The organism is Methylobacterium sp. P5_C11 (genome assembly GCF_054049775.1).
The window spans coordinates 102,779-115,749 of the sequence record NZ_JBFULS010000011.1; the positions used below are offsets into that span (position 1 = coordinate 102,779).

The window sequence follows — 12,971 nt, forward strand, 5'->3', positions numbered from 1 at the left end:
GTTGCTCCTTCGCGGGGAATGGCGGATACCGCGATCGGCCGTCGCGGATGGTGGCCCCTGCTGGGCCGCCCCGGAACCGTTCGGGGTCGGCTTGGCGTCTTGGTCATCCTGGACCGCTCCCTTCCAGGTTGAAATAGAAACGATCGAAACGCATCGTTTCCAAATCTAACGGCCTGGACGCGGTCGCCAGTCGATCCGCGGAGCAGGGCGCGCCGCCATCGCCGGTTCGGATGCGACCGCCGCGCAGCCCCGTGCCGGATCAGGCCTGGATCGGCGGCTCAGCGCCAGAGGTTGGTCTTGGCGAGGTCGACGATCTCGGTCCCGCGCCCGTCGATCACCGCCTTGGCGAGCCACATCCCGAAACCCGTCACCTGTTCGAGGCCGACCTTCGGCGGCATCGACAGTTCCTGACGGGCCGAGACGACGTCGAGGAGGGCCGGGCCGTCATGGTCCAGCATCGCGCGCATCGCCTCCGGCAGCGCGGCCGGATCCTCGACGCGCCGGGCGAAGATGCCGGCCCCGCTCGCCATCGCGGCGAAGTCCGGGTTCACCAGCGCGACGCCGGTCTCGAGGAAGCCCGCGGCCTTCATCTCCATCTCGACGAAGCCCAGGGTGCCGTTGTTGAGCACCACGATCTTCACCGGCAGCCTGTGCTGGTTGAGGGTCAGAAGGTCGCCCATCAGCATGGCGAAGCCGCCATCGCCGGAGAACGAGATGACCTGCCGCCCGGGATAGGCCGCCTGCGCGCCGATCGCCTGCGGCAGGGCGTTGGCCATGGAGCCGTGGTTGAGCGAGCCGATCAGCCGGCGCTTGCCGTTCATGGCGAGGTAGCGCGCCGCCCAGATCGTCGGCGTGCCGACGTCGAAGGTGAACACCGCGTCCTCGGAGGCCGCCTCGCTCAGGGAGCGGGCGACGTATTGCGGATGGATCTTGCCGCCGGGCTTGCCCACCGCCAGGGCGTCGAGGCCCGCGCGGGCCTTGCGGTAATGGGCGAGGCTGTCGTCGAGATGCGCCCGGTCGGTCTTCGGCTGCAGCTTCGGCAGCAGCGCCGTGATCGTCTCGCCGACGTCGCCGATCAGGCCGAGGTCGATCCGGCAGTGGCGGCCGAGACTCTCGGCCCGGAGGTCGACCTGCGCCACCTTGGCCGTCTCGGGATAGAACTGGCGATAGGGGAAGCCGGTGCCGAGCAGGAGCAGGGTGTCGCAATCGAGCATCGCCCGGTACCCCGAGGAGAAGCCGATCAGGCCGGTCATGCCGACGTCGTAGGGATTGTCCCACTCGACGTGCTCCTTGCCGCCCAGAGCATGGACCACGGGCGCCTTCAGCGCCTCGGCGAGCTGCAGCAGCTCCCTGTGGGCGCCGGCGCAGCCGCGGCCGCAGAACAGCGTGACGCGCCCGGCCGCGTTGAGCATCCCGGCCAGCGCGTCGAGGTCGGCATCGCGCGGGCGCACCACGGGCGGGGGCGGCACCAGGGCGGCCGAGAGTTCGGGCGCCCCGCCCGGCATGGCCATGAGCCCGACATCGCCGGGGATCACCACCACGGCGACACCGCGCTCGGCGATGGCGACGCGGATCGCCGTCTCGATCACGCCCGGCAGCTGGGCCGGAGAGGACACCAGCTCGCAATAGTGGCTGCATTCCTGGAACAGGTTCTGCGGATGCGTCTCCTGGAAGTAGCCCCGTCCGATCTCCGCCGAGGGGATCTGGGCCGCGATGGCCAGAACGGGCACGCGGGAGCGGTGGGCGTCGAACAGGCCGTTGATCAGGTGCAGGTTGCCCGGCCCGCAGGAGCCTGCGCAGACGGCGAGGTCGCCGGTCAGGTGCGCCTCGGCGCCGGCCGCGAAGGCGGCGCTCTCCTCGTGGCGCGTGTGAATCCAGGCGATCGAGCCGTCCTGGCGGAGGGCCTCGGTCAGCCCGTTGAGGCTGTCACCGACGATGCCGTAGATGCGCTTCACGCCGGCCTGCGCCAGCGCCCGGACGAACAGTTCGGCGACCTTCATGCTCATGGGCTCTCGCTCGGCTGCTTGGTGATGCGTGACGGGCTCGTAGGGTCAGGAGCCAGCCGGCCCGAGGCCCACCCGGTCTTCGGGGGGGGCGGTCCGCCGGGAGTCCGATACCGCCCGCCGTCGAAGGGCCTCGGGCCGGGCACAACGGGTCCGCCGACGATCAAGGTCCGGCTCCCGCGCTGCCGGCAAGGTGGCCGGGCGCGGAGGACTGCGCGCGCGCGAAGGTCTCGACCTGCGTCGCTTCCGTCGAGCCGAGGGCGCAGGCCGGACGGTCCCATCGCAGCGGAAGGCCGTCGAACCGCACGGGTGAACGCAACCGCAGGGCAGCGCCCCAAGCCGTATGCTCGATGTCCGGCGCGTAGTCCCGATCCTGGTGTTCGCTGAAGGCGGTCCCGGGCGCGCCGCCGGCATGGTCCGTCAGCAGCAGCGCCGTCCGCGCGAGGGAGAGCCGGGCGGTGACGCTCCGCGCCTCCAGCAGCCGCGTCATCAGACCTCGTATGGCCGCCGCCGCCATCAGATAGCCGGTGGCGTGATCGAGGGCCTGGACGGGCAACGGCACCGGCCGGTCGGCCTGTTTCCAGCGCATGCCGGCCGCCGCGATGCCCGTCGTCATCTGGACGAGGCTGTCGAAGCCGCGACGGCCCGCCCACGGTCCGGTCCACCCATAGGCGCACAGCGCGACGTCGATCAGGTCTGGATTCAGCGCCCGGCGCCGGGCCTCACCGTAGCCGAGCCCCTCCAGGGCGCCCGGGCGGTATCCGTGCACGAGGATGTCCGCCTCCGAGAGCAGCGTCTCGAACTGCGTCCGGTCGGCCACCTGACGGAGGTCGAGTCGCGCGCAGACCTTGCCCAGGGTGACGTCAGGCTCCAGGGACGGTTCGGTCCAGCCCGGCGGATCGATCCGCAGGACCTCGGCGCCCAGCCCGGCCAGGAAGCGCGTGGCGACCGGTCCCGCCAGGACGCGGGTCAAGTCAAGAATCCGGATCCCCGCGAGGGGGCGGTTCGGGTCCGGGCGCCACGGCGACCGGCGCAGGCCGGGCGTTTCCGCGATCGACACGATGGGTTCGGCCCGGACGGCCCGGCCCTGGTCCAGGCTCTGCCACGCTTCCGGACTGCGCATGGCCGCGGCGCAGCCGCCCGCGCGCTCGATGGCGGATTCCAGGACCTCGGCCGCCTCGGACGAGACAGCGGCCGCGACGGCGTCCCGCTCACCCGCGCAGCCGAGGACCGCGAGGGCGGCAGCGCGGTGGCGCGGCGCGTTGGTGTGCAGCCGGATCCAGCCATCCGCCGTCCGGTAATCGCCGGCGATCGGATCCCAGGCTGCCGGCATCGACCATCCGCGCGGTCGCACCGACACGCCGAACCACGCCGAGGCCAGCCGTCGATCCACCGTTACGGTGGGCGGTGGCCCAACCGAGCCCAGAAGCTCGGATACGGCCAGGCCAGCGGCACCGATCGCCGCCGCCGCCAGTTCGCTGACCGGGAAGCACGACGGCAGGCTTTCCGCACCGGTGACCGCCAGCCGGTTTGCCGCGTGGGAAGGCAGCGCCAGGGTGTCCAGCACCTCCGCGAGGATCGCCGGCAGGGCATCGGCGGCGGCGTGTCCCTTCGGCATGGTCGCGGCCCTCGTATCGCCCGCGCATGCTGGCCGCCCGCGACGGATGAATCAATCGCGATCCCGCCGATCGCTATGACGGACGCGCTGGACCGCCTCCGCCACGGGGCAGGGCTCGCAGATCACCCATCCGGCCCCGCGTTCGGGTCGCGGGTGGCTCCGCGGCCCTGCTTCCGGCCCGCCGGGATGCCCCCACAGCCGAAGGGCCGGCCTTTCGGCCGGCCCTCGTGTCCGTCGCGGTGCCGTCCGCGCGGGGCAGCGCCGGCCGGCCTCAGGCGAACATGTCGGGCTGGGTCTCGGCGATGTGGCTGTACAGCGTCTGGAAGTGCAGCCAGCCGATGTAGTCGCTGCCGACGTGCTCGCGGCTGTAGCGGGCGGTCTTCTCCGAGAGGAGCTGCGGCTTGATGCCGGAGGCCTCGACCAGGAGCTGCTGCTGGCAGGCCCGCTCCAGGGCGATGAACCAGAAGGCCGCGTCGTCGATGCTGTGCTGCGAGCAGGTCAGCAGGCCGTGGTTCTGGTGCAGCACGCCGCGGTTGCGGCCGATCTGCTGGGCGACCGAGAGCCCGCTCTCCTTCTCCACCGCCACGGCGCCCGCCGAGGCGCCGATCACCGCGTGGCTGTTGTAGAAGGCCGCAGCATCCTGGCTGATCATCTCCAGCGGCCGGCCGGTGGCGCACCACGCGGTGCCGTAGGTGGTGTGCGCGTGGCACATCGCCATGACCTCCGGGTACTCCTCGTGCACGGCGGCGTGGAGGACGAAGCCCGCGCGGTTGATGGCGTGGCGCCCCTCGACCACCCGGCCTTTGTGGTCGGCCAGGATCAGGTTCGACATCCGCACCTGCGAGAAGTGCACGCACATCGGGTTGGTCCAGTACAGCTCCGGACGCTCCGGGTCGCGGATCGTCAGGTGCCCGGCGAAGCCGTAGTCGAAGCCGTGCATCGCGAAGGCGCGGCAGGCGGCGACGAGGTGCTTCTTGCGGTAGTCCCGCTCCTCGGCGTGGTTGGCGAAGTCCGGGATCTCCGGGAAGATCAGGCCGGCCTGCTCGGGCTGGTAGATGGAGGTCCGCTTGCGACCGGCATCGTCGTTTGGCAGGTCGAGGGTGGCGGCCTCGTCGTGGGAATGATCGTCGAGCATGGCGTCTCCTCGTCCTCCGGCGTCGACGGGGCGACGGCCGATCGCGGAATGGCCCGCACTATCTTGCTCCCTTCGCGCATTGACAAACGACGATTTTTCACGCGTTCCATGAATCCAATTCACGGATTGACGCATGCGCCGGATCCCGAGCTTCCCAGCCCTGCGGGCCTTCGAGGCGGCCGCGCGCCTGGGTAGCTTCGCCCGCGCCAGCGAGGAGCTGCACCTCACCCCCTCGGCGGTCAGCCACCAGATCCGCGCGCTGGAGCGCTGGTTCGGGCGCGCCCTGTTCCGGCGGGCGAACCGGCAGGCGACGCTCACCGCCGACGGCCAGCGCCTGCTCGCGGGCCTCTCGAGCGCCTTCGACACGATCGAGGCGGTCTGCGCGGAGCTCAGCCCGCCGCCGCCCTCGTCGCTGGCCGTGCACTGCACGCCGAGCTTCGCGGCGAAGTGGCTGGGACCCCGGCTGCCCGCCTTCGTGGAGACCCATCCCGGCATCGCCATCCGGCTCTCCACCAGCGCCGATTCGGTGGATCTCGGCCGGCACGAGGAGATCGACATCCTGATCGCCTACGGCCGCCCGCCGCGCGGGTCCGGCCTGACCGTCGAGTCCCTGGGGCCGGAGGAGATCGCCGCCCTGTGCACGCCCGAGGTCGCCCGGGCCACCGAGGCAGCCGCGCCCGGCGAAATCGCGCCCTTCACCCGGCTCGACTCGTCGTTCAGCCCCGTCCGCTGGCCTGACTGGTTCGCCCATAACGGCCTGTTGGTCCCGGGCGGGGCGGCGGGCGCGGCCTTCGACCGGGGCTCGCTGGTGATCTCGGCGGCCGTTCAGGGGCTCGGCGTGGCGCTGGAGACCCTGCGGTTCGCCCGAGACGAACTCGCCGCCGGGCAGCTGGTGCGCCTCGGCGGCGGCCGGGTCGCGAGCCTGACCCGCGACCTCCACTTCATCTGCTACCGCGAGCGCGACGGTGCATTGGAGAAGATCCGCGCCTTCCGCCGCTGGCTGCTCGACGTGGAGGCGGAGAGCCGGGCGGGCGCGGCCTGAGGCGGACAGACCTGATCCCTCACACCAGCCCTCTCCCGCCGGGGAAAGGGCGCGCGTCCCATCGCACGAACCGGCGGGGCCAGTCCTGTCATTCGACCGGTCTCAACAGCATCGGGAATCGCTCTAGGTTCAGGCTCGAACAACGTGGCGAACGCGGCGGGATCCGAGCCCGACCGCGCGCCGCTCAGGGAGAGAACGCCCCATGTCCCTATCCGCCAAGCTGCAGCGGCGCGCCGACGAGGGCCGGCCAGTCCGGGTCGGACTGATCGGGGCCGGCAAGTTCGGCTCGATGTACCTGTCGCAGGCGCCGCGCACGCCCGGCATCCACCTCGTCGCCGTGGCCGACCTGTCGCCGGACCGGGCGCGCGAGTCGCTGCGGCGGGTCGGTTGGGACGATCCCCGGTTCGCCGCGCGCGGGCTGGAGGAGGCCGCGCGCGGCGGCACGACCCTCGTGACCGAGGATGCCGACGCGATGATCGCGAGCCCGTTCGTGGACATCGTCATCGACGCCACCGGCAGCCCGGCCGCCGGCATCCGCCACGCGCTCAAGGCCTTCGCGGCGGCCAAGCACATCGTGATGGTCAACGTCGAGGCCGACGTGCTGGCCGGGCCGCTGCTGGCGCGCAAGGCGGCCGAGGCCGGGGTGATCTACTCCATGGCCTCGGGCGACCAGCCGGCCCTGATCGCCGAGCTGGTCGATTGGGCTCGCACCATCGGGCTGGAGGTGATCTGCGCCGGCAAGGGCACCAAGTACCTCCCGGCCTACCACGCCTCCACGCCCGACACGGTCTGGGGCCATTACGGCTTCAGCGAGAGCCAGGTCGCGGGCGGCGACTTCAACCCGCAGATGTTCAACTCCTTTCTCGACGGTACCAAGTCGGCGCTGGAGATGGCTGCCGTGGCCAATGCCTGCGGGCTCACCCCGCCACGCGACGGCCTCGCCTTCCCGCCTTGCGGTGTCGACGACCTGCCGGGCATCCTGAAGCCCGTGGCGGATGGCGGCCTCCTGACCGAGCGCGGCACCGTCGAGGTGGTCTCATCCGTCGAGCGGGACGGGCGGCCGGTGTTTCGGGATCTGCGCTGGGGCGTCTACGCGGTGTTCGAGGCGCCGAGCCCCTACGTGCGCGACTGCTTCGCCCAGTACGGACTCAAGACCGATGCCAGCGGCCGGTTCGCCGCCACCTACAAGCCCTATCACCTGATCGGCCTGGAACTCGGGATCTCGGTCGCCTCCATCGCGGTCCGCGGCGAGGCGACGGGAGCGACGGGCGACTGGCGCGGCGACGTCGCCGCCACCGCCAAGCGGGCGCTGCGGGCCGGCGAGCGGCTCGACGGCGAGGGCGGGTTCACCGTCTACGGCAAGCTGATGCCGGCGGCCGACTCGCTGGCGCAGGACGCCCTGCCGATCGGCCTCGCCCACAACATGGTCCTCCGGAACGACGTGCCCGCGGGCCGGGCCGTGCGCTGGAGCGACGTGGTGTTCGACGCCGGTCAGGAGGCGATCCGCGTCCGGCGCGAGATGGAGGACCTGTTCCGCCGGGAAGCGGGGTTCGCCCGGACTGCCGGTTAGGCCGTGGGCGCGCCGCCGCCCGCGATCCGGCCGAGGCGGGCCGATGCGCCGGCCGGACGCGGACCGAATCAGGGAGGCGCCGTCCGCAGGTCGCCCGGCGCCAGTCCGAAGCGCTTGCGGAAGCCGCGGTTGAAGGTCGGCACGTCGGTGAACCCGCAGGCATAGGCGATCGAGGCAATCCGCACCTTGTCGTCGCCGGCGGCCTTGAGGCGCCGGCGGGCGAGGTCGAGACGGGCGTCGCGGATCGCCGCCGCGATGCCGCCGGCCTCCGAGAAGGCGCGGTACAGGCTGGTCCGGGACAGGCCCAGCGCCTTCTGGATGTCCTGCGGGTTCAGGCTGGGATCGTGCATCCGGCGCGCGATGTGGGCGCGGGCGAGCGAGACCACGGCCGCCTGCGAGACCTCCTCCGGCTTCGTGCGCCGGTCCGTGCCGTCGACGAGGCGGCCGAGGAGATGGAGCACGCCCTCGATCGCGGTCTGCCCCTCGCTCTCGGACATCCAGGCGATCGAGCCGGCCAGGCCGCGCAGGCGCGCCCGGACCTCCGCGCCTGCCGGGTGCGGGTTGAGGCTGCGGCCCGCGAACGCGTCGGCGTCGCCGATCCAGGCCTCGAACATCTCGCGCGGCACGGCGAGCCGGATCTCGTCGTAGGCGCTCTGGGTACCGGCCACGAAGGGGCGGTTCCGCGACAGGAAGCTGAGGTCGCCGGGGTTGAGCTGGGCGCCGCGGCCGTTCTGCTCCTGATAGCCGATGCCGTCGAGCCCGAGGCCGATCACCACCATTCCGCGGGCGTTCCGATCGACATGCCGCGAGCGGAACTCCACCTCGACCGGGCTGCTGACCGTGTGGGTCAGCGACCAGTTGGCCGAGGCCACGGACAGGCGCTTGGCCGAGAACCGCTCCCGGGGATGCTGCCGGCCGATGTCGCCGAACGCCGCCAGGGCCGTGCAGCGCCAGAACTCGAAGGCCCGCTTGGGCTCGATGTGGCTCGTCGTCTCGACGAGACTTGGGACAAGGGCCGGGCTCGACACGTGTGACACTCCCGTCGCGCCCGGCGATTCCCTCGCACCAACTGCGCAACTCTATCGTGTGAATCTTGCCGGATTTACAACCGACGCCGTCCGGTCCGGCTCCGCGAGCCCGTAGCCTGCGGCCTCCCTATGCGACGGCGCTGCCGGACAGTCCGCGCGGTCCGGTGAGCAGCAGGGCCGCGCTCGCCCCGAGGACGAACGTGATCACCGCGAACATCGCGTGCGGCCCGTAGGCCGAGAGGATCGGCAGGAGGATGATCGGCGCCAGGGCGGCGGCGGCCCGGCCGCCGGCCCAGGCGCAGGTCATGGCCGAAGCCCGCAGCGGCGTCGGGAGCAGTTCCGTCGCGTAGACGGCGAGGATGCTGCCATAGGTCGCCGCCGCGGTGTTGAAGGCGATGCCGATCAGGACCAGCGTCAGGAACGTGCCGCTCGCCGCGAAGGCCGTGCCCAGGCCCGCCATCGCCGCCGCCAGGGCCGTCAGGCAGGCGCGCCGCTCGAGCCGGTCGATCGCCAGCGCGGTCAGCAGTGTGCCGAGCGGCGGCCCCAGCATCGACAGCGCGGCGAAGGCGAGGGATTGATCGACCTTGAAGCCCTTCTCCACCATCACGACGGCGCTGAGCAGGGGGAAGGCGATCGTCGCCAGGGGGGCGAGCGTGTAGAGCCCGACGAACAGGGCCGTCCGGCGTAACGCGCGCGTCTCGGTGAACAGGGCGCGGAAGCCCGCAGCCTTGAGCGCGGCCGGCGCGGGGGCGAGGTTGCGCGCTTCAACGACGGGCGCCCGGCCGGCCGCGCGCTCGAACCGCCGGCAGGCGCCGTCGGCCTCGATGGAGCGCCCGACCGAGGCGAGCCACCGCGGCGAGTCGGGCAACCGCGTGAACAGAAGGCCGCCGAGCGCCGCCAGGACGCCGCCGAGGATCAGCGCCCAGCGCCACGGCTCGATTCCGAGCGGCGCACCCGGTGCGAGAGCCTGGACCAGGAGGATGATTGCCAGGCCGCCGAAGAGTCCGATGCCGGCACAGATCAGCAGCGTCGCGCCGCGGCGGCGTGCCGGCATCACCTCGGCGAGGTAGGTGGCGACCAGGGGCGGGAATCCGCCGATCGCGAAACCCGAGACCGTGCGGGCGACGGTCAGCGCCGTGAGCCCCTCGCTTGCGGCGGCGGCCAGCGATCCGGCGGCCATCAGGGCCAGGGAGGCCTGCAGCGCGCGCCTGCGGCCGAGGTGATCTCCCAGCATCCCGAAGACGGGGGCACCCATGGCCCCGCCGGCGAAGACGGAGGCAAGGAGCAGCGAGAGGCTGCCCCGCGCCATGTTGTGGGGGGGCGCAAGGAAGATCGCCGCCAGGGCATTGCTCAGGGCGACTTCGGCGATGTCGGTGAACAGGCCCAGCGTGCAGACCGCGAGCACCACCGCGTGGAGCCGCGTGATCGGCAGCGAATCGAGCCGTCGTGTGACGGACGCGATCGATCCGTTCGCGCACGCGCCGGTCTCGGAGGGCGTCGCGGCTTTGAGGCTGGCGTCGATCAAGAGCGTGGTCTTTCCCGGACCGGAGCGCGCGCAGCCGGTGAGCCATTGCCATAGCGGCGCACCGTGCAGCGGGAAACGCGACGGCGTTCACAAATGCACCATGCGCAAGCCGCAGGCGCGATCCGGACGTGATCGTCTGCCGCGCAGGATCGGCTCAGACCTTTGATCGCCCCGGCGCCGAGGAGCGCGCCGACCGTGTCGGCCGGAGCGTCGCACGGGGCACGGCCGGACGCGGTCTAGAAGCGCGGCGCCCTGTGGCGCGACCTGTCTCGCTGCATTCCGAGGTTCACCGGGCGGGACGGATGGCCGATCACGTCGCCGTTGCGAAAAGCTTCCTGGATGTTGCGTCGCGCGGAGCGCCCTTGCGTGCCGCCGGGCTGCGTCACGGCCGAGTCGCCGGACGGGGCCAGGACCGTCTGCCCGGAGGCCGGCGCCGCACCCAGGAGGAGCAGGATCGCGACCCAACCCGATTGGTCCCGCATGGCCGAATTCCTCCCCCTCGATCGTGGCTCCCGGATGCGGGCACCCGGTCCAGGAACCGCGTACCGACCGAGGGCGGCGGATCCCCGAAACCCAGTCGTCTGCGCGGGTCACCCGCCACGGTCATCTACGCCTGCGAACGCGATCGGTTCACGGGGCCGCGCGTCGAGAGTTCCGCCGACAGGGTCGTGCCACGGCTCAGCAGGGAGGGTGGGAGCCACGGTCGGGGCCTCCCGCTCGTCTCGTGATGCGGGAGGGCGGGTGGGGAGTGCGTCTGCGCCGGTCAGGCGGCTTTGCGTCCGAGCCGGATCGCCTTGGCGATTTCCGAGCGTCGCTCGGCGTAGTCGGGTGCGGTCATCGGGTAATCCTCGGGCAGCCCGTAGCGCGCACGGTACAGCTCGGGTGAGAGCCCATGCGCCGTCAGGTGGCGCTTCAGGGTCTTGTAGGATCGGCCGTCGATGAAGCTGACGAGGCCGTCCTGGCGGACCGATCCGTGGATCTGGGCTGGCGTGGGCTGCTCGTGGGTCGTCTCGGCGGCCGGCGGCCGATCCGCCAGCGCGAAGAGCGCCTCGTGTACGGTCGCGAGCAGCGGCGGCAGGCTGGCGTGCGGGACCGCGTTGTTCGACAGATAGGCCGCCACGACGCGCACCGCGATCTCGCGCATCGCGGGTTCAAGACCATCTTGATCCTTGCGCAAATCGACCGACGTCATTTTTGATCTCCACCAGATCCTTCACGACTATGAATACTCGGACATTAATGCGTGTCAATGCAGGATGACAGCATCGATAAGTATCTATTTTTTGAATACAAAATTCCTTTATGGCTGTTGCCGACGCTCGCGGGTCGCATGCTGGTCGGCTTCCTGTCTGAGGTATTGCGCTTCGTCCATTAGGCTATCTGCCGCCCTGCGCCGGACGGTCGCCCTCAGGGCATCGACGCTTCCGCTTCGCCAACCGTCGTGGTCCGAGACGATCCGACCGCATCGCGAAGACTTCGCATGGCCGTCTCGGCGTGACCGTGGACGCGCCATCAGGATGGGGCTGGATCCCGCCTGCGGCGACGCCGCGACGGCATGTCTATCAGGGCGAGGGGCGCGCCCCGTGATCGAGGGCGGCATGGGTCAGGCACCGCCGCCGCCGAGGAACCCGACTGTCGGCTCTGACCGAGACACTGCGCGATCGCATGCGTGGCGGAAATGTGGCAGAAGCTTGACTATTGCCACGAAATCGGTTTATGACTTGACCGTTGCGTTGCAGTGACACCCACCGAGTCCTCTGGAGGTTCGGATGTGCGCGCGGAAGACGTTCTACATTTTCGTCAATGCCTCCGACGGGCAGAGCTTCTGCGCCGTCCGGCAGGATCAGCCGATCCCGCCGATGATCGACGGTGTGCACTGGACGTATGTAAGCTGCATCGACACGTCGCGGGACAAGCCCTACGGGTTCGACGCGGACGCGGCACACGCGGCGATGCGGCGGCGCGGCGTCTACTTCTATCGGCGTGAGCTGATGTTCCGCCGCGCCAACTTCCTGCTGGAAGCCGCCTGAGGGTTAGCCGGCCGGGGCGGCGTTGGTTGGCGAGTCCCTGGCCGGTGGCCTCAGGGTCTCTGCAGGCGCTGCCGAGACCCGCGGATGCTGGGGCATGTGACGACGTGCGTCGCCACGACGAGCGCGCGGATCGGCACGCGGTTCAGCGGGAGGTCGGCGAGTCCGCAGGGCTGCCCCAAGGGCGACCGTCGCGGCCGGGTGCCCACCGCGATCGACCCGCGCACGCCGGATCCCCGGACCCTGCTTGAGTCCGAGCCTGTGCGGCGATGCCTGATCCCGCCGGCGCGGAGCCGTCGCCGGGACGACCGCGTTTCCCCGCTGCGGGTCGGGATTTGAGCCCGGATTGCACGGAGGATGGCCCTTGTCGTTCAGGAACGTTCTTGCCGCCTTCGTGCTGGCGGTGGCGGGCGCGGTCCCGGTGCCCGCCTGGGCTTGGGGCGTGCCCGGATGCACCAATCTTCCCGAGTACAATCGGGCGCTGGGCGCCCTGCAGGGGATGACGAGCGCCTGCGACATGAGTGTCGAGGAGGCACGCCGGATCGTCGCGGCCCATGACGGGGTCTCGGCCGGCGCCCCCGCTGTGGAACCGCAGGTATCACCGCCGGCGCGGGTCGGCCCCCGCCGCCGCGGCGCGCGTCATCATCGGCGGGCGAGACCCCTTCGCCACCGCTGAGCGCCCGCCGGTCGGGTGACGGGCACTCAGGGCTCGTCCGAAGCCGGCCGTCCCGCCGCCCAGGCTTTGTCGCGCTCCGCCTGGCGGGCACGCTGCTCGGCCATGTAGGCCTCCTGATCCGCGTTCTCCCGTTTTCGGCGGCGGTCGGCGGCCTTCGCCGCTCGCCTGCGCCATGTCTCCGTCTCGCTTTTCTGACGCAGCAACTCCTCGACGGTGATGGGCGTCACCGCGGCCTTGGGCTGCTCCCAGGCATAGGGCCGCCGTGGCGGCGGCGAACGCGTCGCCCGGGGTTCCGAGGCCTGTCCCGTCCGCGCGACCGCGTCGGCCGCCTCCGCGAGGGTGAGGCC

At 71.4% G+C, this 12,971-nt stretch carries 12 protein-coding genes; 4 read left to right on the forward strand and 8 right to left on the reverse strand.

What is annotated here, in order from left to right:
- Positions 1–278: 278 nt before the first annotated feature.
- The 3 genes from poxB to ACXJKQ_RS08870 form a co-directional block, all read right to left on the reverse strand.
- Positions 279–2,006, reverse strand: coding sequence for a ubiquinone-dependent pyruvate dehydrogenase (gene poxB / locus ACXJKQ_RS08860; RefSeq protein ID WP_457105390.1), 1,728 nt, complete (start codon positions 2,004–2,006; stop codon positions 279–281).
- 160 nt (positions 2,007–2,166) lie between these two features.
- Entirely contained in the window at positions 2,167–3,621 is a 1,455-nt protein-coding gene (locus ACXJKQ_RS08865; protein ID WP_457105391.1) for a CoA transferase, read from the reverse strand.
- A 271-nt stretch (positions 3,622–3,892) separates the two neighbouring features.
- Entirely contained in the window at positions 3,893–4,756 is an 864-nt protein-coding gene (locus ACXJKQ_RS08870) for a class II aldolase/adducin family protein (RefSeq protein WP_457105392.1), read from the reverse strand.
- Between the two features lie 133 nt (positions 4,757–4,889).
- Between ACXJKQ_RS08870 and ACXJKQ_RS08875 the strand changes: the two genes are divergently transcribed.
- Together ACXJKQ_RS08875 and ACXJKQ_RS08880 are read left to right on the forward strand one after the other, a co-directional pair.
- Entirely contained in the window at positions 4,890–5,798 is a 909-nt protein-coding gene (locus ACXJKQ_RS08875) for a LysR substrate-binding domain-containing protein (protein WP_457105393.1), read from the forward strand.
- Between the two features lie 202 nt (positions 5,799–6,000).
- The gene (locus tag ACXJKQ_RS08880) at positions 6,001–7,368 is read left to right on the forward strand and encodes an NAD(P)H-dependent oxidoreductase (RefSeq protein WP_457105394.1); all 1,368 of its coding nucleotides are present in this window, start codon (positions 6,001–6,003) and stop codon (positions 7,366–7,368) included.
- Positions 7,369–7,436: 68 nt separating this feature from the next.
- Here ACXJKQ_RS08880 and ACXJKQ_RS08885 read toward each other — a convergent pair whose 3' ends face one another.
- From ACXJKQ_RS08885 to ACXJKQ_RS08900, 4 genes are all read right to left on the reverse strand, one after another.
- Positions 7,437–8,396: a helix-turn-helix domain-containing protein gene (locus ACXJKQ_RS08885; protein WP_457105395.1), complete on the reverse strand. Its 960-nt coding sequence runs from the start codon at positions 8,394–8,396 to the stop codon at positions 7,437–7,439.
- A gap of 127 nt (positions 8,397–8,523) precedes the next feature.
- On the reverse strand, positions 8,524–9,921 hold the full coding sequence (locus ACXJKQ_RS08890; RefSeq protein ID WP_457105396.1) for an MFS transporter: 1,398 nt from the start codon (positions 9,919–9,921) through the stop codon (positions 8,524–8,526).
- Between the two features lie 236 nt (positions 9,922–10,157).
- The gene (locus ACXJKQ_RS08895) at positions 10,158–10,403 is read right to left on the reverse strand and encodes a hypothetical protein (RefSeq protein ID WP_457105397.1); all 246 of its coding nucleotides are present in this window, start codon (positions 10,401–10,403) and stop codon (positions 10,158–10,160) included.
- Positions 10,404–10,684: 281 nt separating this feature from the next.
- Positions 10,685–11,113, reverse strand: coding sequence for a MucR family transcriptional regulator (locus ACXJKQ_RS08900; protein WP_457105398.1), 429 nt, complete (start codon positions 11,111–11,113; stop codon positions 10,685–10,687).
- A 577-nt stretch (positions 11,114–11,690) separates the two neighbouring features.
- Here ACXJKQ_RS08900 and ACXJKQ_RS08905 point away from each other — a divergent pair.
- The gene (locus ACXJKQ_RS08905) at positions 11,691–11,951 is read left to right on the forward strand and encodes a hypothetical protein (RefSeq protein WP_457105399.1); all 261 of its coding nucleotides are present in this window, start codon (positions 11,691–11,693) and stop codon (positions 11,949–11,951) included.
- A gap of 361 nt (positions 11,952–12,312) precedes the next feature.
- On the forward strand, positions 12,313–12,624 hold the full coding sequence (locus ACXJKQ_RS08910; protein ID WP_457105400.1) for a hypothetical protein: 312 nt from the start codon (positions 12,313–12,315) through the stop codon (positions 12,622–12,624).
- A 26-nt stretch (positions 12,625–12,650) separates the two neighbouring features.
- Here the strand turns inward: ACXJKQ_RS08910 and ACXJKQ_RS08915 are convergent.
- A partial coding sequence (locus tag ACXJKQ_RS08915; RefSeq protein WP_457105401.1) for a hypothetical protein occupies positions 12,651–12,971 on the reverse strand: 321 nt, incomplete at its 5' end.

Bases quoted from the DNA above. Each gene is read 5' to 3' on its own strand.
- poxB (WP_457105390.1), bottom strand. From the start codon at position 2,006: ATGAGCATGAAGGTCGCCGAACTGTTCGTCCGGGCGCTGGCGCAGGCC.
- ACXJKQ_RS08865 (WP_457105391.1), bottom strand. From the start codon at position 3,621: ATGCCGAAGGGACACGCCGCCGCCGATGCCCTGCCGGCGATCCTCGCG.
- ACXJKQ_RS08870 (WP_457105392.1), bottom strand. From the start codon at position 4,756: ATGCTCGACGATCATTCCCACGACGAGGCCGCCACCCTCGACCTGCCA.
- ACXJKQ_RS08875 (WP_457105393.1), top strand. From the start codon at position 4,890: ATGCGCCGGATCCCGAGCTTCCCAGCCCTGCGGGCCTTCGAGGCGGCC.
- ACXJKQ_RS08880 (WP_457105394.1), top strand. From the start codon at position 6,001: ATGTCCCTATCCGCCAAGCTGCAGCGGCGCGCCGACGAGGGCCGGCCA.
- ACXJKQ_RS08895 (WP_457105397.1), bottom strand. From the start codon at position 10,403: ATGCGGGACCAATCGGGTTGGGTCGCGATCCTGCTCCTCCTGGGTGCG.
- ACXJKQ_RS08900 (WP_457105398.1), bottom strand. From the start codon at position 11,113: ATGACGTCGGTCGATTTGCGCAAGGATCAAGATGGTCTTGAACCCGCG.
- ACXJKQ_RS08905 (WP_457105399.1), top strand. From the start codon at position 11,691: ATGTGCGCGCGGAAGACGTTCTACATTTTCGTCAATGCCTCCGACGGG.